A 19836-nucleotide genomic window follows, 5' to 3' on the forward strand; every position below is an offset into this window, starting at 1 on the left:
GGCCGGATTCCCTGACGCGCGGTTAGCGCCGGGCCCCGGGACGGGCCCCGTCCGGACCCTGAGGACCGCCCCCTCAGGACCGGACGGCGAAGACCCAGCGGTGCGCGGCGAGCACGTCGTCCGGCACGGGGAGCGGGCCGCGGCCGTAGTGGCGGGTGAACTCGAAGGGCGTGTGGAGCGTGGTGGACCAGCCGTGCGCGGCGAGGTGGGCGGTGGTGTCGGGGCGCGGGCCGGGGTCGAGCGGCGCGGCCGGTTCGAGGCCGGTCCCTTCGAACCCGGTGGCGGGCCCGGCGCCGGGCCGGGCCTCGTAGGCGAGGGTGGAGCCGGGGGCGCTGAGCCGGTCGACGGCGTCGAGGAGTCCGGGTTCGGCGGCGCCGGGCAGGCGCAGCAGCAGCCCCTCGGCGAGCCAGGCGGTCGGCCGGTCGGGGCGGAACCCGGCGTCGGTCAGCGGCCCGGTCCAGTCCGTGTGGAGGTCGGTGCCGACGGCGCGGCGCCGGGCCGCGGGCCGGGCGCCGGTGCCGGCCAGGGCGTGTTCCTTGAACGTCAGCAGCTCGGGCCGGTCGACCTCGTAGACGGTGCAGTCGTCCGGCAGGTCCAGCCGGTACGCCCGGGTGTCCGGGCCCCCGCCGAGCAGGACGAGCTGCCGGGCGCCGAGTTGGACGGCCCGCAGCACCTGGTCGTCGAAGGCCCGGGTCTGGAGGGCGAAGTAGCGGGCGAGCCGGCCCCAGAGCGGGTCGGCCCCGCCGTCCGGGACGTCCTCCGGGCGGCGGGGCCAGTGCGCGGCGGCGGGGGCGGCGCGCAGGAGGTGCTCGGCGTACGGGTCCCGGGCGAGGGCGTCGGGGCGGTGGGTCTCGAGCGCCCGGGCGGCGGCGACCAGCAGGGCGGCCGGCTCGACCTCCGCTGCCGTACCGGCTGCTGGGGCGAGGCCGGGGTTCTCGGTCAGGTCGACGGTCATGCGCGCTCCTGCTGCTCGGTGACGGTCTGCTCGGTGACGGTGCGCTGGGGGACGGTGCGCCGGGGGACGGCCGTCCCCCGGGTGGGGGTGGCCGTGCCGGGGGGCCGGGTCCAGACGCCGGGCCGGTCGTGGGTGGTGACCCGGGCGCCGTACACCCGCCGCATGAAGCCGAGGACGGCCTCGTCCGACAGGTGCAGTGCGGCGGTGCAGTCGGCGAGCACGGTGATGTGGAAGCCCTTCTGGAACCCGGTCCGCGCGGTGCTGTCCACGCACACGTCGGCGAACACGCCCGCCAGGGCCAGATGGTGGACGCCGCGCTCGACCAGGTGCTGTTCGAAGCCCTCGCTCAGGAAGGCGTCGAAGCACGCGTACTTGGTGAACACCGCCTCGTCGTCCCTCGGGGCCACGGCGTGGAACTCGGCGCCCCAGCTGCCGGTGGGGCACTTGGGGCGCTTGCCGAGGGTGGCGTCGCGGTGGCGCCAACTCGCGCCCTGGTGGGCCGGATCGCCGAGGAAGCGGACGAACACCACGTCGGTGCCGTGCGCCCGGGCGGTGTCGACGGCGCGGGCGGTGGTCGCGGCGACGGTGGCGAGCCGGGTCGGGTCGCCGGGGTAGCGGGCGGCGGCCACCGGGCCGGCGCAGAAGTCGTTCTGGAGGTCGACGACGATCAGTGCGGTACGGCCGTCGGGCGCGTTCACCCGGCCGGTCCCCGGTCAACCGCGGCGGCGGCCGCGGGGACGCCCGCGGGTACGTTGACGGGGACGGCCCCGGTCGTGTCGACGGGTACGGCGGTGGTTGCCACGGTGCGGGATCTCCTCGGATCGGTGCCGGTGGGGACCGGGCGGTCCGTGCCCGATCGGTCTCCCACTATCGACCCAGGACGCCGGAGCGGGCGGGACATGATCGTCGTGTTCACCCGATGGGGTGAACTCGGTCTGTCCGGGCCGACCGGCCGACGGCCTGCCGACGTCCGGACCCGCGCCCCGGCCGGTAGGGCTGTCGATGAGCGCCTCGAAGTCGACTGTGAGCAGCTCGAGTTGAGCCTGTCCGACGAGGTCTCGGGGGTCCCTCGGGAGCTGCTGGAACGGGTCTCCGAGCGCTTCGTCCGCGGCGACCGGGCGCGCTCCCAGGGCGCCGGCTTGACCGGGCCGGGCCGGGCCGGGCCCGGCCGTCGTCCGGACGGTGTTCACCGTGCGGCTGCCGGGGGCTCCTCCGTCGCCCGGCGTCGAGCGCCGGTGACCGCCGTCCGGAAGCGCTGCCGGTAGTCCGTCGGTGTGGTGTCCAGCCGTCGGCGGAAGGCCCGTACCAGGGTGTCCGTGGTGCCGAACCCGCAGGCGGCCGCGATCCGTTCGAGGGTGTCGTCGCCGGACTCCAGACGGTGGCGGGCGAGTTCGACCCGGGCCGACTCGACGTAGGCGCTCGGGGTGGTGCCCAGTTCGGTCTTGAAGATCCGGATCAACTGCCGTTCGCTGACGTGGGCGTGGGCGGCCAGCTCGGGCACGGTGAGCCGGCCGGAGAGGTTGCGCAGGATGTGGTGGCGCAGCTCCTCGATCCGCCGGGTGGTGGAGACGGGCTCCAGCGGGACGCTGAACTGGCTCTGGCCGCTGGGGCGTTTGAGGTACATGACCAGCTGGCGGGCCACCCGCAGGGCGAGTTCCTCGCCGAAGTCCTCGGCGACCAGGGCGAGCGAGAGGTCCAGGCAGGCGCTGATCCCGGCCCCCGTCCACACCTCGCCGGCCCGGATGAAGATCGGGTCGGCGTCGACCTCGATCTGCGGGTACTCGGCGGCGAGTTGGCCCGCCGTGGACCAGTGGGTGGTGGCCCGGCGGCCGTCCAGCAGTCCGGCGGCCGCCAGCAGGTGCGCGCCCACGCAGACCGAGGCGACCCGGCGGGCCCGGGCGGCCAGGGTGCGGACGTGCCCGACCACGGCCGGGTCGGTCACCGCCCGGACCCGCCCGGCGCCGTCGGTCTCCACGGCCCCGGGCACCAGCAGGGTGTCGATGCCGCCCGCGGCGGCGGCCTGCTCGAAGGTGAGGTCGGGCAGGATCCGCACCCCGGCGGCGGTGGTGACCGGTCCGGTGGTCGCGGCGGCCAGCACCACCCGGTAGCCGGTGTCGTCGTCGCCGCTCTCCCGCCGGACCAGTGAGAACACCTCCGGCGGACCGGTGACGTCGAGCAGGTCGACCCCCTCGAACAGGACGATCACGATCAGCCGCCGCGCGGGCTCCACGAGCACGGTCTCCACGAGTACGGTCCCTCCCCGATGGCCGGATGTCGGAATCTGCATGTTAGGCGACATTGCCGCCGTGGCGAGCCCGCCCGTAGCGTTGCCGGAGGCGGGCCGCACCAGGCGTGACCTGCCCCGATCCCCCCAGCCCACGAAGGCGGTACCGTCATGCCCACGACCACCCTGCGCACCCTGACCGGTCTCGACGACAAGCCCGCCGTGCTCGGCGCCGCGACGCTGATCCTGGTCGACTACCAGAGCACCTACACCCGCGGGGTGATGGAGCTGACCGGCTGGCGCGAGGCCCTCGACGCGGCGGCCGCGCTGCTCGCCCGGGCCCGGGAGGCCGGCGCCACCGTCATCCACGTCGTCAACGACGGCGGCGAGGGCACCCCGTACGACGTCCGCGCCGAGATCGGGCGGATCCACCCGGCGGTGGCCCCGGCCGAGGGCGAGCGGGTCGTGGTCAAGCAGGCCCCGGACGCCTTCGTCGGCACCGACCTGGCCGACCTGGTCGACGCGGCCGGCCACCAGGAGGTGGTGGTCGCCGGTTTCATGACCCACATGTGCGTCGCCTTCACCACCGCCGGCGCCTTCCTGCGCGGCAACCGCCCCACCGTGGTCGCCGACGCCTGCGCGACCCGCCCGCTGGAGTCCGGTGCCACGCAGCTCACCGCGGACCAGGTCCACCGCGGCGCGCTCGCCACCATCGGCGACCTCTACGGCGTGGTCGTGGAGACGGCGGCCGAACTCGGCTGAACCGCGGAACCGCGGAACCGTTGAGCCGAACCGTCGAACTCGGCTGAACCGCGGAACCGTTGAGCCGAGCCGTTGAACCGGCGGGCCCCGGTCCGTCACCCGGGGCCGGCCGGCCCTCCGAGACTGCCGGGGCCGCGGCCGGGCGGCAATGGATTCGGCCTCCGCCGAAGGGTCTTGCGGTCCGGGCGGCTCCGGGGCGACCATCGCGTTCGTGCTGCGAATCTTCTTCGGAACGGACGACCTGGACCGGACCCGGGTCGCGGAGCGTCCGGACATGTCGATGGAGCTGTCCCTCAGCGTGCACGGCCTGGTCAGCGGCCGCTGCGATCCGCGCTTCCAGGTCTGGCGCAACCGGCTGCGGGCGTCCTGGAACCCGCGCACCGCGCTGCTCTTCGACCTCTACACCGCCACGGCGATCCCGGAGTTCCTGACCGTGCGCCGGGATCCCGGGGCGACCGAGAGCGCCACCGCCGAGACGCCGTCCGAGCCGCTCCGCGACCACCTGCGATCGGTGGGCGGGGTACGGCAGTTGAGCGCCTTCGCGCGCGGGGTGGCGGCGGGCGACCAGCGGGCCCGGAAGCTGCTCGGCAACGTCACCGCCGACTACCAGACCCGCGCGATCGACCCGTACCGGCGCCAGATCGAGACCATCGTCACCACCGAGCACGGGCGCCGCCGCCGGATCAGCGAGCCGGACCAGGTGCTCGGTTCGCTGCACCCGGCGCTGTCCTGGCGCCGCCCGGTGCTCAGCTTCCCGCTGGCCGGCGGCTGCCGCCACGACGTCCGGCTGGACGGCCGCGGACTCCTGCTCCAGCCCTGTGTGTTCGGCCCGCGCCGCCCCGTCATCGCCCGTTTCGAGGACCCCCGGCAGCAGCCCGTCCTCCTCTACCCGGCGAGGATCAGCGGCCCCTTGCAGCCCGAAGCCGAACCCACCCCCAGCCGCACCCTGACCGCGCTGCTCGGCCAGACCCGCGCCGCCGCCCTGGAGGCCATCGCCACCCACGGGCCGTGCTCCACCAAGGACCTGGCCGCGGTGCTGGACATCTCCACCGCCTCCGCCAGCGAACACGCCACCGTCCTGGCGGAGTCGGGCCTCACCAGCAAGGAGCGCGACGGCCGCACCGTCACCCACCTCCCCACCGCGCTCGGCCGGGCCCTGCTGGCCGGCCGCCTGCCCGCCGCTGCCGCCGCCGGACCGGAGTGACACCCGGACCGGAGTGACGCCCGCACCGCCCCCGAGCCGGAGTGGCCCCGAGTCGGAGTGACACCCGGAGCGGCGCCGTCCGGAAAATCGAACACCTTCACCCGAACGAGTGATCGACAACGTGGTTCCACCCCCTCCCCTCGCTAGCGTGACCGGAAAGGACGGCGCGGAGGACCGCGGACAGTCGGAGGGGTGGGGGCCGTGGAAGCCGATCGACGGTTGCTGGTCAGTGTGTTCGGGCCGCAGGAGGCCCGTGCGGCGGTGCTCGGCGGTGCCCGGATCATCGACAGCGAGGACCCGCGCAGTGCGCTGGGCACCATCAAGCCGCGCCGGATCATGGACATCGCGGACGCGGTGCTGGCGGCCCGCCGGGAGCTGCCGGTGCAGCTCAGCACCAACATCGGCGAGGACCAACTGCTGTACCGCCGGGCCGAGAACGGCCTGGCCCTGGCGAAGTCGTCCTACGAGCAGGTGGGCAAGGCGGCCCAGGCCGCGCTCGGCGTCGCCCTCGCGATGGGCACCCGGGTGCACCCCTGCGGGATCGTCAAGGTCGGGCTGGACGGCATGACGGCCGCCGAGGCCGGTGAGGTGCTGGGCGAGGTGGTCGCCACCGTCCGGCGGGCCGACGGCCTGGCCGGGACCCGGGTGATGGCCGTGCTGTTCGCCCAGGACCTCGACCTCTGGGAGGCCCGCAAGACCCTCCCGCAGGTCCGCCGCGCCCTGGTCGGCCTGCGCGAGTACCACCCCTGCGCCCCGGACACCCCGGGGGCGTTCGACCTCGCCGACTTCGCCGAACCCGCGGACGCCCGGTCGCCCGACGGGCGCCCCACCGAGGCCGGCCTCAAGGCCCGCGGCGACCTGCCGGACAGCGCCCGCGGCACCTCCGTCGCCGTCACCGAGCCCTTCCCGCACGACCGCTACGGCCTCACCCGGGCCCGCCGGACCGACCGCACCGCGATCCGGGCGATGGTGGAGGCGAGCGCCGCGGCCGGCGCCGACGCGATCATGATCGACACCAGCATCCTGCTGAAGGTCGCCCGGATCGGCGTGGTCTCGCTGGCCGACAGCACCGAACTGGTCGACCTGGACCGCCACGACACCGACGACCACGGTCTGGCCCGGGCGGGCATCCTCACCCTCGACGAGATCCGCTACTTCGTCGACCTCTGCCACGCCCACGGCCTGGAGGCCAACCTGGCCGGCTCCGTGCGGAGTCACCAGGCCCAGCAGCTCTGGCGGCTGGTGCCCGCCCTGGACCAGCTCTCCGCCCGGGGCGGGGTCAGCGCCCTCGCCCGCGACCCGCACGGCGGTTCCGGCCGGGCCACCCGCCACGAGCGCACCGTCCGCAGCTCCCTCGTCCGCGGCCTCGTCCCGCCCGAGCAGCACGGCCGACTGGTCGTCCCGCCCGCGCTGGCCGCCACCGAGGAACTCGCCGTCCTGCTCAAGCGCCACCCCGACCTGTCCGCCCACGTCACCACTCCGTACGGCGACCTGACCCCGCTGGGCTGACCGGCGGCCCGCGCGCGACGGCGCCCGGTTCAGGCGCCGACGGTGGACGGCGGCCCCAGCCTGGTCAGGGCGTCGCGCAGCGCGGCCCGGCTGGTGATGCCGAGCTTGGGGAAGATCCGGTAGAGGTGGGCACTGACGGTGCGCGGGGAGAGCCGGGTCTGCTCGGCGATCTCCTTGTTGGTCAGGCCGCCCGCCGCGAGGTCGGCGATCCGGCGCTCCTGCCAGGTCAGCGCGACGGCGGTGTGCGCCGGTGCCCGGGACGGCACCCCGCCGACGCGCAGTTCGGCCCGGGCCCGGGCGGCCCAGGCGGCCGCGCCGAGGCGCTCGAAGGTGTCGGCGGCCGGGGCGAGCAGCGGCCGGGCCGCGGTGGCGCCCCGGGTGCGGCGGAGCCGGACGCCGTGGGCCAGTTGGATCCGGGCGAACTCGAACGGGAAGTCCGCGGCGGCCGGGTGGGCCTCGGCGCGGGCGTACGCCTCGGCGGCCTCGTCGTCGTCCTCGGCGGTCATCGCCAGCGCCCCGTGGGTGAGCAGGCCGAGCCGCGGGGAGACGGCGGGCAGGTCCGCCGCCCGGGCGGCGAGCGCGTGCGCGCGGGCCTGTGCGGTGCGGCCGGTGTGGACGGCGGCCTCGACGAGGTCCAGCAGGGTGCGGGAGGCCTGGTGGGCGTAGGGCTGGAGGGTGCCCGGCGCGGTGATGCCGATGGCCTGGAGGTAGGCGCTCTCGTAGTCGCCGTCGCTGAGCGCGGCGATGGTCCCGGCGGAGTCGGCGAGTTGGGTGAGGAAGCCGATGCCGCGCGGGCGGGCCCAGGAGTCGACCACCGCCTGGAGTTCGCGGGCGGCGCCGGTCCGCCCGCGCAGGGCGGCGAGTTGGGCGAGGTAGGCGCGGGTCTGGTGGGCGAAGAGTTCCAGACCGAGGTCGTCGGAGCGCGACAGCGCGCGCTGGCCGGTCCGTTCGGCGGCCTCCCACTCACCGACGGCCAGCTGGTCGAGCATGATCAGGTGCAGCATCACCATGCCGGTGGAGACCGCGCCGGTCTCCAACTCGCGGGAGACGGTGCGCTGCAGATGGGGGCGGAGCGGGCCGAGGACGTCCAGGTGGTAGGCGGAGACGCCCAGGCGGGCGACGTCCCACGGGTCCTGGTCGGGCAGGTCCGCGGCGGCCCGTTCGACGGTGGCGGCCCACCCGGCGCCGTGCCGCACGACGTCGCTCCAGGTGCCGCTGTAGAGCCGGGCCCGTTCGCTGACGCGGTCGCCGAGCGAGGCGAGCAGGGCGTGGGTGCGTTCCCACAGGGTGCGGTCCGCGGCGAACTGGCTGGTGGCCAGCAGCAGGGTGACCAGCCGGTCGAGCACCTCGGCGCCGCCCGCTCCCCGTTCCCCGTCGCTCGCCCGCGCGTCACCGGGGCCGGCTCCGCTGCCGGTCCCGGGGCCGTCCGCCGGGCCGCCGTCGCCCGGACGGTCGGTCGTGGGGTGGGCCAACTGCTCTATGGCGGCGAGGAGTTGGCGGTGCGGTGTGCGGACGTCGCCCTCGTGGTACAGCGCCTGGTAGCCGGCGGCGAGCACGGCGGCGGGGGAACGGTGGGAGCCGGGGCCGGGGTCGGCCAGGATCAACCTGCGGGCGTGGCCGAGGCGGGCGGCGTGGCCCGCGATGAACGCGGCGTCACCGAGCCGCCGGGAACGGTCGGCCGGGTGCTCGCTCAGCTCGGCGGCCCGGGTCAGCCAGGTCACCGCCGTGAGGGCGCCGCCGCGCCGGGTGGCCGACTCGGCCGCGGTCTCCAGCAGGGCGGCGACCTCCTCGTCCGGGTCGACGGTGGCCTCGGCCAGGTGGGCGGCGCGGCGCTCCACGTCGCCCCGGTGGAGGTCGGCCAGGGCGCGGTGGGCGTCGCGGCGCTGGTCGGGCGTCGCCAGGTGGACGACGGACGAGCGGACCAGCGGATGGCGGAAGGCGAAGTCGCCGGTGCTCTGCTCGATCACCAGCAGGCCGTGGGCGACGGCTTCGTCGGCGTTGCGCATCCGGTACCGCCGGACGGCGAACGCGCTCTCGCGCGGGCCGGCCGCGACCCCGTCCAGGGCGCCCTTCAGCAGCTCCGCCCGGACGGTGTCGGCCAGGCCGGCGATCCGGGTGCCGTAGAGGTGCTGGAGGCGCCGGGGCGGTGAGGCGTCGCGCAGGGCGGACGGCTCGGCGGGGGCCCGGCCGCCGTGCCGGGCGGCCGCGTGGACGGGCAGTTCCAGCAGCGCCAGCGGGTTGCCCTGCGCCTGCTCCAGGACGAGGCTGCGCACCTGCCCGTCCAGCGCGGGGTAGTGCCCGTCGAGCAGCCGGGCCGCGTCGGCGGCGCCGAGGGCGCCGATCGGGAGTTCGGGCAGCGCGGCGGTGTCGAAGCGGGAGGCGATGTCGGCGCGGACGGCCAGCAGGAGCTTGAGCCGGCTGCCGACCAGCCGGCGGCCGACGAAACCGCAGACGGCCGCGCTGGAGTCGTCCAGCCAGTGGGCGTCGTCCAGGACCAGGAACAGCGGTCGGCGGTCGGCGGCGGAGGACAGCAGGCCGAGCACCGCGATGCCGAGGGCCATCAGGGAGGGCGGGGTGCCGCCGCCCTGGTCGAACACGGCGTCGAGGGCGGCGCGGGTGCCGTCCGCCAGCCCGGCGGTGTGCGGCAGCAGCGGGTAGAGGAGCTGGTGCAGGCCCGCGTACGGCAGCTCCGACTCGGCCTCGACCCCGGTGGCCCGGACCACGAGCTGACCGTCGCGCGCGGCGAGGTTCGCGGCGTGGTCGAGCAGCGCGCTCTTGCCGACCCCGGCCTCCCCCCGCAGGAGCAGGGTCCGCCCCTCCGCGCCCTGGGCGAACGCGGACAGCTGGGCCCGCTCGCCGTCCCGGCCGAGCATCGGCATGAGCGGAACCACGGCCTCGCTCCCTCCCCATCGAGCCCGCAGGCCCATCGATCCCCGCAGGCCCCGTAGAACCCGCAGGACTCCATCGAACCCGCAGGTCAGCGCGACCGCGGCCGCCCGGCCCGGTGGAACGGGCCCGGCGGCGGCCAAAGCGGTACGGCTTTCAACTACCCAACCGGTTGATTACACCCGGCCGATGATTCCGCTGTCAACCAACGGGTTAGTTGGTACTGGGCTAGGGTCGGCGCATGCAACGCGACGCCGAAGCCACCAGACAGCGACTCATCGAGGCCGGGCGTGCCGAGTTCGCCGCCCACGGACTGGCCGGCGCCCGGGTCGACCGCATCGCCGAGGCCGCGCGGAGCAACAAGGCGCAGATCTACCACTACTTCAAGAGCAAGGCGGGCCTGTTCGAGGCGGTCTGGAACAGCGCGGTCGGCGAGATCATCGGCGGCCTGCCGTTCGACGTGGAGGACCTCCCCGGCGTCGCGGCCCGGCTCAGCGACATCTACGCCGAGCACCCGGACCTGCCCCGGCTGATCACCTGGCAGAACCTGGAGCGCGCCGGTCAGCCGCTGAGCGGGCTCGGGGTCGAGGAGGTCCGTCGGCGCAGCGCCGCGCTCGCCGACGCGCAGGCCAGGGGCGTGGTCTCGGACCGGTTCGACCCCCGGGTGCTGTTCGCGGTGATCGTCCACACCGCCATGCTCTGGCCCGCCACCGCCCCCGAGCTGCTCGCGGTGGTGGACCTCGACGATCCCGGGAAGCGCCGCGAGATCGTCCGGCAGGTCGTCACGGCGCTGATCGACTGAACCGCACCGCCCCGGACGCCCGCGGCGCGCAGACCGGGGCGCCGGGCCGGGTCAGGCGGTGGCCGGGAGGGTCGGGGCGGGCCGGGGCTGCCGGGGCAGCGGGAGGGTGAGGGCCTCGGGGGAGGCGGGCGGCAGGGCGAGGGCGGAGGCGGTCTCGGCGGGGAGCGGGTGGAGGCCGAGGAGGGCGGTGGTGAGGCGGGCGGTGGCCCGGTGCCAGTCGGGGATCCGCTGGAGCATCGCGTGGCCGCTGCCGGTGACGGTGTAGCCGCAGACGCGGGCGCCGGCGGCGCGGCTGCGGGCGGCGAAGGCGCGGGTGTCGGCGGGGGCGGTGACGGTGTCGCGGTCGCCGTGCAGGAACAGGACGTCGCGGCCCGCGAGCTGCTCGCAGGGGTCCTCGGCCGGGCACCAGGGGGCGAGGACCACGAGGCCGGTGACGGCCGGGTGGCCGCCGGCCCGGAGGGCGGCGCGCCCGCCCATGGAGTGGCCGACCAGGACGGTCGGGACCGGGCCGAGGGTCTTGGTGAGCTCGTCGAGCGCGGCGAGCGCGTCCTGGGCGGCGTCGGCGCGGGCGCCGTTCCAGCCGCGGTGGCGGTAGCGGACGGTGCCGATGGCGATCCCGGCGTCGGCGGTCTCCCGGGCGAGGGCGCGGAGGAAGCCGTGCATGCGCAGCAGCGGGAGGTTGAAGCGGCGGGGCCGGGCGAGGTTGTGCTCCTCGCCGCCGTGCAGGACGAGGACGGCCGCCGTGGCGGCCGCCGGGCGCACCCGCCACTGCAGCGTCCTGTGCGCGCCCGCGCCCGTACCGATTCCGCTCACCTTGGCACCCTCCGGTTCCGTCTCCGTGTCCCGTCACCCCCGGTCCGGACCGCCACTGTACGTGGACGGTCGGCCCCGGTGTTCACCCGACGGAACCATCCCGGACATTCGGGCGCGCGCGGTCGGGCCGGGGTGCTGCTATCCACGAAGGGTGGGGGGTCGCCCGCGCCGCTCGTGGCGCCGTGTCACCGAGTGGAGGACTCCGTGGCTCAGCAGCTCGCACTCTCCGTCGACTTCGGGTCGGGTTTCACCCAGGCCTGGGGCAAGATCGCCAAGGTCATCCCGCAGTTCATCGCCTTCCTGGCGATCCTGGTCATCGGCTGGATCGTGGCCAAGGCGATCGCCCGGCTCCTGGACCGCGTGCTGCGCCGGCTCGGGTCCGAGCGGGTCGCCGAACGGGCCGGGATGGCCCGCTACCTGAGCAACTCCAAGTACGACATGACCGGCATCATCTGCAAGATCGTCTACTACGCGATCCTGCTGATGGCCCTCCAGCTGGCGTTCGGCGTCTTCGGCCCGAACCCGATCAGCGTGATGATCCACAGCATCGTCGCCTGGCTGCCCAGGGGCATCGTCGCGGTGGCGATCGTGGTGGTGGCGATGGCCATCGCCAACGGCGTCCGCGACATCGTCGGCAGCGCGCTCTCCGGTGCCTCGTACGGCCGTACCGTGTCCACCCTGACCTGGGCGTTCATCGTGGGGCTCGGGGTGATCGCGGCGCTCGGCCAGGCCGGGATCGCGACCGCGATCACCGGACCGGTGCTGATCGCCGCGCTGGCGACGATCACCGGTGTGCTGGTGGTCGGCGTCGGAGGTGGCCTGATCACGCCGATGCGGCAGCGCTGGGAGCGGTGGCTGAACAGCGCCGAGCAGGAGACCGCCCGGCTGCGCGGCACCGCCTACCAGGCGGGCCGGTCCGACGCGCTGGGCAACCAGCCGATCCGGCCGACCACCCAGACCGGCCCGGGCACCCCGCCGCCGGGGATCGACCCCGGCGACCAGCGCTAGCCACGCCGGCCACGGCAGGGACCGGCGGGCAGCCGGGCGGCCGGTTCAGACGGCGAGCAGGCCCTGCTCGCGCACCAGCCAGCAGATCGCGGTCAGCCGGGTGACGGCGTAGTCGTAGCCGACCGGTTCCCGCCAGCCGATCTCGGTGAGCGCGTCCAGGAAGCCCAGCGCGTAGTCCGACAGTTCCTCACGGTCCAGGGGCCGGGGCGAGAGCTCCGGCCCCTGCGCGTACAGCAGCTCGCGCAGCATCGCCGCGTGCTGGTCGACGGCGGCGACGAAGCCGGGCTCGAAGGCGAACTCGGCCAGCCGGGGCGTGAAGGCGGCCACGATGCCGGGCAGCGGGCAGCCGGCCGGCTCGTCGGGGGAGCGCCGGAAGGACTCGTCGGGGGTCGCGAACATCCGTCCACGGTAGGCGAGCGGCCGAGCGGGCAGGCCGGCGCGTGACGGTTCCGTGCTGAGACCTTGGCCACCTTCGGGACGTTCCGTGGCATGGCCGGTTCCCTGCGTCCACGACCGGGTCGTCCGTACCAGAATGGGCGGCATGGATCTCCGCATCTTCACCGAGCCCCAGCAGGGTGCGAGCTACGACACCCTGCTGAAGGTCGCCCGCACCGCCGAGGACCTCGGCGCCTTCAGCGCGTTCTTCCGCTCCGACCACTACCTGAAGATGGGCGACGTGGACGGCCTGCCCGGCCCCACCGACGCCTGGATCACCCTGGCCGGCCTCGCCCGCGAAACCCGCACCATCCGCCTCGGCACCCTGATGACGGCCGGCACCTTCCGGCTGCCGGGCGTCACCGCGATCCAGGTCGCCCAGGTCGACGCGATGAGCGGCGGCCGGGTCGAGTTCGGCCTCGGCGCCGGCTGGTACGAGGCCGAGCACTCCGCGTACGGCATCCCCTTCCCGAAGGAGAAGTTCGGGCGGCTGGAGGAGCAGCTGGAGATCATCACCGGGCTGTGGCGCACCAAGCTCGGCGACACCTTCTCCTTCTCCGGCGAGCACTACACGCTCACCGACTCGCCCGCGCTGCCCAAGCCCGTCCAGGAGCGCATCCCGGTGCTGGTCGGCGGCCTCGGCCCGAAGCGGACCCCGGCGCTGGCCGCCCGCTTCGCCGACGAGTTCAACCTGCCGTTCGCCTCGCTGGCGGACAGCACCGCCCAGTTCGGCCGGGTCCGGGCCGCCGTCGAGCAGGCCGGCCGGTCGGCCGACGAGCTGGTGTACTCCAACGCCCTGGTGGTCTGCGTCGGCCGGGACGACGCCGAGGTGGCCCGCCGGGCGGCCGTGATCGGGCGGGAGGTGGCCGAGCTGAAGGAGAACGGGCTGGCCGGCACCCCGGACGAGGTGGTGGAGAAGCTCGGCCGGTACGCGGCGGCCGGCAGCCAGCGGGTGTACCTCCAGGTCCTGGACCTGGCCGACCTCGACCAGCTGGAGCTGATCGCCGCCCGGGTCGCCCCGCAGCTGGACCGGTAGTAGTCGTTCCGCCCGCTCTGACCAGGGGTCTTTACTTGCTCTTGGGAATCGGCGATGCTCCTGGGGAGGGATACGGGAGCGGAAGCGGCGGGCGGAGGTCCGGTGACGGGCGCACGAACACCGAGGGCGGCGGTGCCACGGGTGCCGCCGCCCGACGCGGCCGGGGACCGGCCGACGAGGCCGGTCCGCAGCGGCGTCCACGAGCTGCGCGGCCCCGGCCCGGCCGCCCTGCAGTACCCGGCCGGTGACCTGCTGGTGGTCACCGGCCTGCCCGGCAGCGGCAAGAGCACCCTGATGCGCCGCTGCGTCCGGGCCCCGCTGGTCGACTCCCAGGCGGTCCGCGAGGAGTACGCGGCCCGGCTGCCCGGCCGCCTCCCGTACGCGCTGTACCGGCCGCTCGCCCGGCTCGCGCACTACCGGCGGCTGCGCCGGGCGGTGCTGGACGGCGGACCGCTCGCGGTGCACGACTGCGGCACCCTGCCCGTGGTCCGGGCCTGGCTGGTCCGCGCCGCCGCCGGGCAGGGCCGGCGGGTGCACCTGCTGCTGCTCGACGCGGACCCGGTCGAGGCGTGGTCCGGGCAGCGGCGGCGCGGACGGTGGGTGTCGCGCTACGCCTTCGCCCGGCACCGGCGCGCGGCGGCCCGGCTGCGCCGACTGCTGCTCGGGGAGGGCGCGGCGGCGGGGCGGCCGCCGGCCGGCTGTGCGTCGGCCGTGGTACTCGACCGGGGTGCCGCGCGCGCCCTGCGGGAGATCGACTTCACGGCGTCGTAGTCTCGGCGGGTCCGCGCCGGGCGCCGGCCGCCGGTGGACGGGCCCGAGGAGCGGTCGACTCCCCGTCAACTCCCCCCGGTCTCCGGGTTCCCCGTCAGGAGCGCTGATGCGCCGTACTGCCCGGGTGCGCTCGCGTGCCCCCCGCCTGTTCCCCTGCGCCGCCGCGCTGGTCGCCGCGGCCGGTCTGAGCCAGGTCGCGGCGCCGGCCCCGCACCGCGCGGTGGCGGCCGTCTGCGACGGCTCCGCGACGGCCGCGGACCCCGCGGACGCCGCCGCGCGCAAGCCGGCCGGCAGTCCGGCGGCCGGGGACCCGAACGCCGTGAGCGCCGGCCGGGCCCGGGCGATGCAGGCGGACCTCGACCACCGGCTCGCCGAGCTCGGCTCCGCCCACGTCCCGCTGGCCGCCGCCCCGACCACCGTCCCGGTGTACGTCCACGTGATCCACGCCGGGGACGCCGGCCGACTGGACGGCGGGGTGGTCACCGCCCAGATCGACCACCTCAACGCCACCTACGGCGGCCAGGGCGAGGGCAACGCCCCCAGCCCGTTCCACTTCGAGCTGGCCGGCACCGACTGGACCGACAACGCCGACTGGTACACCGGCATGACCCCCGGCTCCGACGCCGAGCAGGCGATGAAGACCGCCCTGCGCAAGGGCGGCCGGGGCACCCTCAACCTGTACACCGCCCACCTCGGGCAGTCCCTGCTCGGCTGGTCGACCTTCCCCGACGCCTACCGCTCCGCCCCGACGGACGACGGTGTGGTGGTCCTGGACGACTCGCTGCCCGGCGGCCCGGCCACCCACTACAACGAGGGCAACACCGCCACCCACGAGACCGGCCACTGGCTCGGCCTGTTCCACACCTTCCAGGGCGGCTGCCTGGGCCCGGGCGACTACGTGGACGACACCCCGCCCGAGCGCAGCCCCGCCTACGGCTGCCCCGAGGGCCGGCACAGCTGCCCGGGCGGCGGACTCGACCCGATCCACAACTTCATGGACTACAGCTACGACTCCTGCATGAGCCAGTTCACCCCGGGACAGGTCCGGCGGATGTCGGACTCCTGGGCGGCCTACCGCAGTTGAGCCAGGCCGTCGACCGCCGGGCACCCCGCACCGAACCGCAGGCAGGGCGCCCGGGCGGCGTGGCACATGGCGGGCATTTGTCCGATTTCCTCTATGTTTTGGCGGGGCGGGACCGAGCAGGAGCAACCGAAGGAGACACGGCATGAGCAGCAACCCCCGGATCGTCGTCGGCGTGGACGGCTCGCCCGCCTCGGAGCAGGCGCTGCGCTGGGCGGTCGACTACGCCAAGGCTGTCGGCGGCACGGTCGACGCCGTCGCCGCGTGGGAGTACCCCGCGTTCTACGGCTGGGGCGGGACGGCCGCCCCGGGCGACCAGTCCTTCAACCCGGAGGAGCTCGCCGGCCGGACGCTCGCCGAGAGCGTCGCCAAGGTGCTCGGCGCCGACCCCGGCGTGCGGGTCGTCGAGAACGTCCTGCCGGGCAACGCGGCGGGCGTCCTCCTCCAGGCCGCCAAGGGCGCCGCGCTGCTGGTCGTCGGCAGCCGCGGCCTGGGCGGCTTCTCCGGCGTGCTGCTCGGCTCGGTCAGCCGCCACGTCACCGAGCACGCGCCCTGCCCGGTGGTCGTGGTCCGCGAGGGCCACGTCGACGGCGACGGCGAGGACGGCGACGCCGGCGCCCGGTAGCCGCCGGGGGCGGTGCCGCACCGGGCCGCCACGCGGACCAGAATGGGGACATGCCAGAAGGTGACTCCATCTACCGCGTGGCGGCCCGGCTGCACGAGACCCTCGCCGGGCAGCTGCTCACCAGCGCCGAGCTGCGGGTGCCCGCGCACGCCACCGCCGCGCTCGCCGGGCGCCGGGTGCTGGAGGTCCGCCCGCGCGGCAAACACCTGCTGACCCGCCTCGACGGCGGCCTCACCCTGCACACCCACCTGCGGATGGACGGCCGCTGGGAGGTCTACCGCCCCGGCGAGCCGTGGAGCGGCGGCCCGGCCTTCCAGATCCGCGCCGTCCTCGGCACCGAGCGGGGCACCGCCGTCGGCTACCGGCTGCCCGTCGTCGAGCTGCTGCGCACCGCCGACGAGGGCCGGGCGGTCGGCCACCTCGGCCCGGACCTGCTCGGCCCCGACTGGGACCCGGTCGAGGCCGTCCGCCGGCTCCTCGCCCGCCCGGCCCGCCCGCTCGTCGAGGCCCTGCTCGACCAGCGCAACCTGGCCGGGATCGGCAACGTCTACGCCAACGAGCTGTGCTTCGTGGCCGGCGTCACCCCGTGGACCGAGGTCGGTCAGGTCCCGCACCCGGAGCGGCTGGTGGAGCGGGCCCGGCGGATGCTGGACGCCAACAAGCTGCGCCCCGGCCACGTCACCACCGGCGACACCAGGCCCGGCTACCGGCACTGGGTCTACGGCCGGGCCGGGCGGCCCTGCCCGCGCTGCGTCACGCCCGTCCTGACCGGGCGCCAGGGCGAGGCACCGCGGGACCGGGCGGTGTTCTGGTGCCCCTATTGCCAGCGCGGGCCGGCCCCGTCGGTCGCCGCCGGGGGCGCCGTCACGGGCGCTCGACCAGGGCGGGGTGCCGCGGGTCGTCGACTCGGACGGTGAGGTCGGCGGCCTCGGCGGGCCCGGTCTCCGCCTCGTAGCGGGCGAAGGCGGGCAGCGTCCACTGCCGGTCGGCCGGGGTGCGGCGGGCCAGCGCGGCCGGGGTGAGCGCGAGGTGGACGGTCAGGTCGAGCGGCAGCCAGCGGCCCAGCAGCAGTGCTCCGTCCAGCAACAGCACGCCGCCGGGCGGGAGTTGGACGTACGGTGCGCGGGTCGAGCGGTCGGTGACCGGGTCGCGCAGCGAGGGCAGGACCCGGCCGCTGCCGCCCGGCTCCAGCGGGTCCAGCACCTCGCGCAGCAGGGCGCCGTCGTCCAGCCAGAGGTCGTGGAAGGCGTCGCTGTCCTGGTGGCCGTACTCCAGCCGGATCGAGGCCGGGCGCAGGAAGTCCGCCGCCGACACCCGCAGGGTGGGGCGGCCGCGCAGCCGCAGCGGTTCGACCAGGGCGTCGGCGAGGAGGTCGGGCCGGGCGGGCCCGGCGCCGTCCACGGCGACCCGCAGCCGGCGCTCGCCGGCGCCGGGCAGCGCGGTGATCCGGTCGGCGAGCAGCTCGGCCAGGCGGTCGGGGGAGATCGGGTGTACCTGCACCAGGCCATCCTGCCGGTCGGCCGGGCCGGGGTGGGCGGTTCCGGGCTGACCGCTGTGGACGGGCGGTTGCGGATGGGCGGCTGCGGGCGGGGGATTCCGGGTGGGGATTCCGGGTGGGCGGTTCCGCTCAGTCCGGCGGGAGGGCGTGCAGCACGTCGTCGTGGCCGGCGTAGAGCTGGGTCCCGTCGGTGCTGACGGTCCAGACGTCCCGGCCCGGGCCGGAGTCGCGGAAGGTCCAGGCCGGTCGGCCGGTCGCGGCGCGCAGGGCGCAGACCCCGGCGGAGGCCGGGCCCGGCACGTACAGGGTGTCCGTGCGCTCGAGGAACAGCGGACGGCTGCGGCTGTCCAGCAGGAACGGCAGCCGGCGGGACCAGAGCACCGCGCCGGTGGTCGTGTCGAGGCAGCTGACGACGCCGTCGCCGCGCGGGACGAACACCTTGGGGCCCGCCGGGACGGGCCGCATCGCCTGCCAGGACTCGCCCCGGGCGGGGGAGTGGGACCAGCCCGGCCTGCCGTCGGGGCCGAGCAGGAGCACTCCGCCGTTGCCGTCCGGGACGAGGAGGTCCGGCCCGTCGGCGACGCACCAGCGCAGGTCGCCGCGGCCGGGGGCGGTCCACTGCTCGCGGCCGGTGGCGGCGTCCCGGGCCACCAGCTCGGTGCCGGCGCCCACCGAGCGGACGCAGGGCAGCAGCCGGAGGTCGCCGCCCCTGGTGGCGGGGGCGACCGGGCGCTCCGGGCGGTCGGCGGGCAGTTCGACGGACCAGAGGAGGGAGCGGTCCGCGACCCGCAGGGCGTGGATCCGGTTGGCGGGCCCGCTGCCGTCGGGGCCGGGCCACCCCCGGACGGAGCCGTAGAGGATGCCGTCGTCCAGCCCGGCCAACTGCAGCTGGCCCGGCGGTTCCTCGGGCAGCGGCAGGCTCCAGTCGGCGGCGGGGTCGGTGAGGTGGTGGGCGTCCAGGTGGCCCTTGGAGGCGGCGGTGAAGAACTGGTCGGGCCCGAACAGGACGGCGGTGAGCGGCAGTTCGATGTCGGCCGGCAGGTCGCGGGGCCGCGGTGGGTCGAAGGCCACCAGCCGCCGGGGGTCACCGGTGGCCGGGTCGAGGACCTGCAGCCCGGCCTTGGACAGGAACACCGGGCGTTGCGGCAGGCTGACCATCCGCCCGAGGGTCATCGGCTGCGGCCCCCGGTACGTCCACAGCGGGGTCGGCCCGGACAGCGCGGTCGGCTTGGGTTCGGCGGGGCCGGGCGGCATCGGGTCGCCGCCGGCCCGGCCCAGCGCCCACGCCGCCCCGCCGGCCGCCAGCACCCCGGTCCCGACCAGCAGGCCGCGCCGGCTCGGCCGCCACCCGGAGCCGTCCTCGTCCCGGCCCCCGCCGAGCACGTCGGCGGGGGCCTCGGCGGTGCCGTCCGCCTCCCCGTCCCACTGCCAGGAGGCGTCCCGCACCGAACCGTCGGACGACTTCACGCATGTCTCGCTTCCACCCCCGGCGGCCCCGATGCCACCACCCGCCGGGAGGATATCGAACCGCGCCCGAACCACCCGGTGCTGTCGGCGCCCTGCACTAGGCTGTGGCGCACAGCAAAGGCCCGCGCAGGAGACCGGGGAGGTACGCCGTGACGGCCGAGATGATCGCACCTGAGTGGATGCACCGGCAGATCACCAGCGAGGAGTACGACTCCTGGACCGAGGAGCAGTGCGCGGGGATCGAGATCATCGATGGGATGGTGGTTGTGAGTCCCAGCGCATCCAGGCAACACAACCGGATCGGACGCCTGCTGGCCAACGCCCTCGACGAGGCGGGCGGTGCGGAGTGGATCGCGGACACTGACTTCGATGTGCGGCTGCAGGACGTGCCGCTCAGCAATCGTCGGCCCGACGTTGTCGTCTACCGCGCGGATAGTTACGACGCGCCGGTGACCCGACCGGAGCATGTCCTGCTGCTGGTCGAGGTCGTCTCGCCGGGCTCGGAGACCACCGACCGGGTGGTCACGCCCGACCAGTACGCGAAGGCCGGTGTCCCCTTCTACTGGCGGGTCGAGCAGGCGGCGGGCCGGGTGCCGATCGTGCACACGTATCTGCTGGACGAGGCGACGGGGACGTACCGGGCGGGTGAGCTGTTCACCGGGCTGGTCGAGGCCGTGGTGCCGTACCCGGTGGAGGTCGACCTCACCGGGCTGCCGTAGCCGTCACCCGCCCGGCGGACGGGTCTGCCGTCCGCCGGGCG

19 protein-coding genes are annotated in these 19836 nt (G+C 75.7%); 11 read left to right on the forward strand and 8 right to left on the reverse strand.

The window, feature by feature from the left end:
* Window positions 1-73 precede the first annotated feature (73 nt).
* The 3 genes from AB0O91_RS11855 to AB0O91_RS11865 all read right to left on the reverse strand — a co-directional run bounded on the left by AB0O91_RS11855 (window position 74) and on the right by AB0O91_RS11865 (window position 3185).
* A complete protein-coding gene (locus tag AB0O91_RS11855) occupies window positions 74-955 on the reverse strand; it encodes an SAM-dependent methyltransferase (RefSeq protein ID WP_363430572.1) in 882 nt (293 codons plus the stop codon).
* Complete coding sequence (locus tag AB0O91_RS11860) at window positions 952-1653, reverse strand: cysteine hydrolase (protein ID WP_363430575.1); 702 nt, start codon at window positions 1651-1653, stop codon at window positions 952-954. Before AB0O91_RS11860 ends, AB0O91_RS11855 begins: the two co-directional genes overlap by 4 nt.
* 488 nt (window positions 1654-2141) lie before the next feature.
* Complete coding sequence (locus tag AB0O91_RS11865; RefSeq protein ID WP_363430807.1) at window positions 2142-3185, reverse strand: DJ-1/PfpI family protein; 1044 nt, start codon at window positions 3183-3185, stop codon at window positions 2142-2144.
* A 165-nt stretch (window positions 3186-3350) separates the two neighbouring features.
* Here AB0O91_RS11865 and AB0O91_RS11870 point away from each other — a divergent pair, with 165 nt between their 5' ends.
* The 3 genes from AB0O91_RS11870 (at window position 3351) to AB0O91_RS11880 (ending at window position 6654) form a co-directional block, all read left to right on the forward strand.
* On the forward strand, window positions 3351-3941 hold the full coding sequence (locus tag AB0O91_RS11870; protein WP_363430578.1) for an isochorismatase family protein: 591 nt from the start codon (window positions 3351-3353) through the stop codon (window positions 3939-3941).
* 211 nt (window positions 3942-4152) lie between these two features.
* On the forward strand, window positions 4153-5145 hold the full coding sequence (locus AB0O91_RS11875; protein WP_363430581.1) for a helix-turn-helix transcriptional regulator: 993 nt from the start codon (window positions 4153-4155) through the stop codon (window positions 5143-5145).
* A gap of 201 nt (window positions 5146-5346) precedes the next feature.
* Entirely contained in the window at window positions 5347-6654 is a 1308-nt protein-coding gene (locus AB0O91_RS11880; protein ID WP_363430584.1) for a (5-formylfuran-3-yl)methyl phosphate synthase, read from the forward strand.
* 29 nt (window positions 6655-6683) lie between these two features.
* Here the strand turns inward: AB0O91_RS11880 and AB0O91_RS11885 are convergent, their stop codons facing one another.
* Entirely contained in the window at window positions 6684-9527 is a 2844-nt protein-coding gene (locus AB0O91_RS11885) for an AAA family ATPase (protein WP_363430810.1), read from the reverse strand.
* Window positions 9528-9781: 254 nt separating this feature from the next.
* Between AB0O91_RS11885 and AB0O91_RS11890 the strand changes: the two genes are divergently transcribed.
* A complete protein-coding gene (locus AB0O91_RS11890) occupies window positions 9782-10342 on the forward strand; it encodes a TetR family transcriptional regulator (protein WP_363430588.1) in 561 nt (186 codons plus the stop codon).
* A gap of 51 nt (window positions 10343-10393) precedes the next feature.
* On the opposite strand, the gene AB0O91_RS11895 is transcribed toward AB0O91_RS11890, so the two are convergent.
* Window positions 10394-11155, reverse strand: coding sequence for an alpha/beta fold hydrolase (locus tag AB0O91_RS11895; RefSeq protein WP_363430590.1), 762 nt, complete (start codon window positions 11153-11155; stop codon window positions 10394-10396).
* 204 nt (window positions 11156-11359) lie between these two features.
* On the opposite strand from AB0O91_RS11895, the gene AB0O91_RS11900 reads away from it, so the two are divergent.
* Entirely contained in the window at window positions 11360-12163 is an 804-nt protein-coding gene (locus AB0O91_RS11900) for a hypothetical protein (RefSeq protein ID WP_363430593.1), read from the forward strand.
* Window positions 12164-12208: 45 nt separating this feature from the next.
* Here the strand turns inward: AB0O91_RS11900 and AB0O91_RS11905 are convergent, their stop codons facing one another.
* Entirely contained in the window at window positions 12209-12562 is a 354-nt protein-coding gene (locus AB0O91_RS11905; protein ID WP_363430596.1) for a DUF6401 family natural product biosynthesis protein, read from the reverse strand.
* Between the two features lie 142 nt (window positions 12563-12704).
* Here AB0O91_RS11905 and AB0O91_RS11910 point away from each other — a divergent pair, with 142 nt between their 5' ends.
* From AB0O91_RS11910 to AB0O91_RS11930, 5 genes are all read left to right on the forward strand, one after another.
* On the forward strand, window positions 12705-13634 hold the full coding sequence (locus tag AB0O91_RS11910; RefSeq protein WP_363430599.1) for an LLM class F420-dependent oxidoreductase: 930 nt from the start codon (window positions 12705-12707) through the stop codon (window positions 13632-13634).
* Between the two features lie 141 nt (window positions 13635-13775).
* Window positions 13776-14405, forward strand: coding sequence for an AAA family ATPase (locus AB0O91_RS11915; RefSeq protein WP_363430602.1), 630 nt, complete (start codon window positions 13776-13778; stop codon window positions 14403-14405).
* 106 nt (window positions 14406-14511) lie between these two features.
* Window positions 14512-15489 (forward strand): zinc metalloprotease, encoded by a 978-nt coding sequence (locus AB0O91_RS11920; protein ID WP_363430605.1) that lies wholly within the window; start codon window positions 14512-14514, stop codon window positions 15487-15489.
* 142 nt (window positions 15490-15631) lie between these two features.
* Window positions 15632-16111 carry a universal stress protein gene (locus tag AB0O91_RS11925; protein ID WP_363430608.1) on the forward strand — a complete coding sequence of 160 codons (480 nt, stop codon included), beginning with the start codon at window positions 15632-15634 and terminating at the stop codon, window positions 16109-16111.
* A gap of 50 nt (window positions 16112-16161) precedes the next feature.
* On the forward strand, window positions 16162-17028 hold the full coding sequence (locus tag AB0O91_RS11930; RefSeq protein ID WP_363430611.1) for a DNA-formamidopyrimidine glycosylase family protein: 867 nt from the start codon (window positions 16162-16164) through the stop codon (window positions 17026-17028).
* Here AB0O91_RS11930 and AB0O91_RS11935 read toward each other — a convergent pair.
* Window positions 16976-17611 (reverse strand): uridine kinase, encoded by a 636-nt coding sequence (locus AB0O91_RS11935; RefSeq protein WP_363430614.1) that lies wholly within the window; start codon window positions 17609-17611, stop codon window positions 16976-16978. The genes AB0O91_RS11930 and AB0O91_RS11935 overlap by 53 nt on opposite strands.
* Window positions 17612-17738: 127 nt before the next feature.
* On the reverse strand, window positions 17739-19076 hold the full coding sequence (locus AB0O91_RS11940) for a PQQ-binding-like beta-propeller repeat protein (RefSeq protein ID WP_363430617.1): 1338 nt from the start codon (window positions 19074-19076) through the stop codon (window positions 17739-17741).
* Window positions 19077-19225: 149 nt separating this feature from the next.
* Between AB0O91_RS11940 and AB0O91_RS11945 the strand changes: the two genes are divergently transcribed.
* The gene (locus tag AB0O91_RS11945; RefSeq protein ID WP_363430619.1) at window positions 19226-19795 is read left to right on the forward strand and encodes a Uma2 family endonuclease; all 570 of its coding nucleotides are present in this window, start codon (window positions 19226-19228) and stop codon (window positions 19793-19795) included.
* Window positions 19796-19836: the final 41 nt, after the last annotated feature.

Origin of the sequence: Kitasatospora sp. NPDC089797 (assembly GCF_040684795.1) — a bacterium.
GTDB lineage: Bacteria > Actinomycetota > Actinomycetes > Streptomycetales > Streptomycetaceae > Kitasatospora.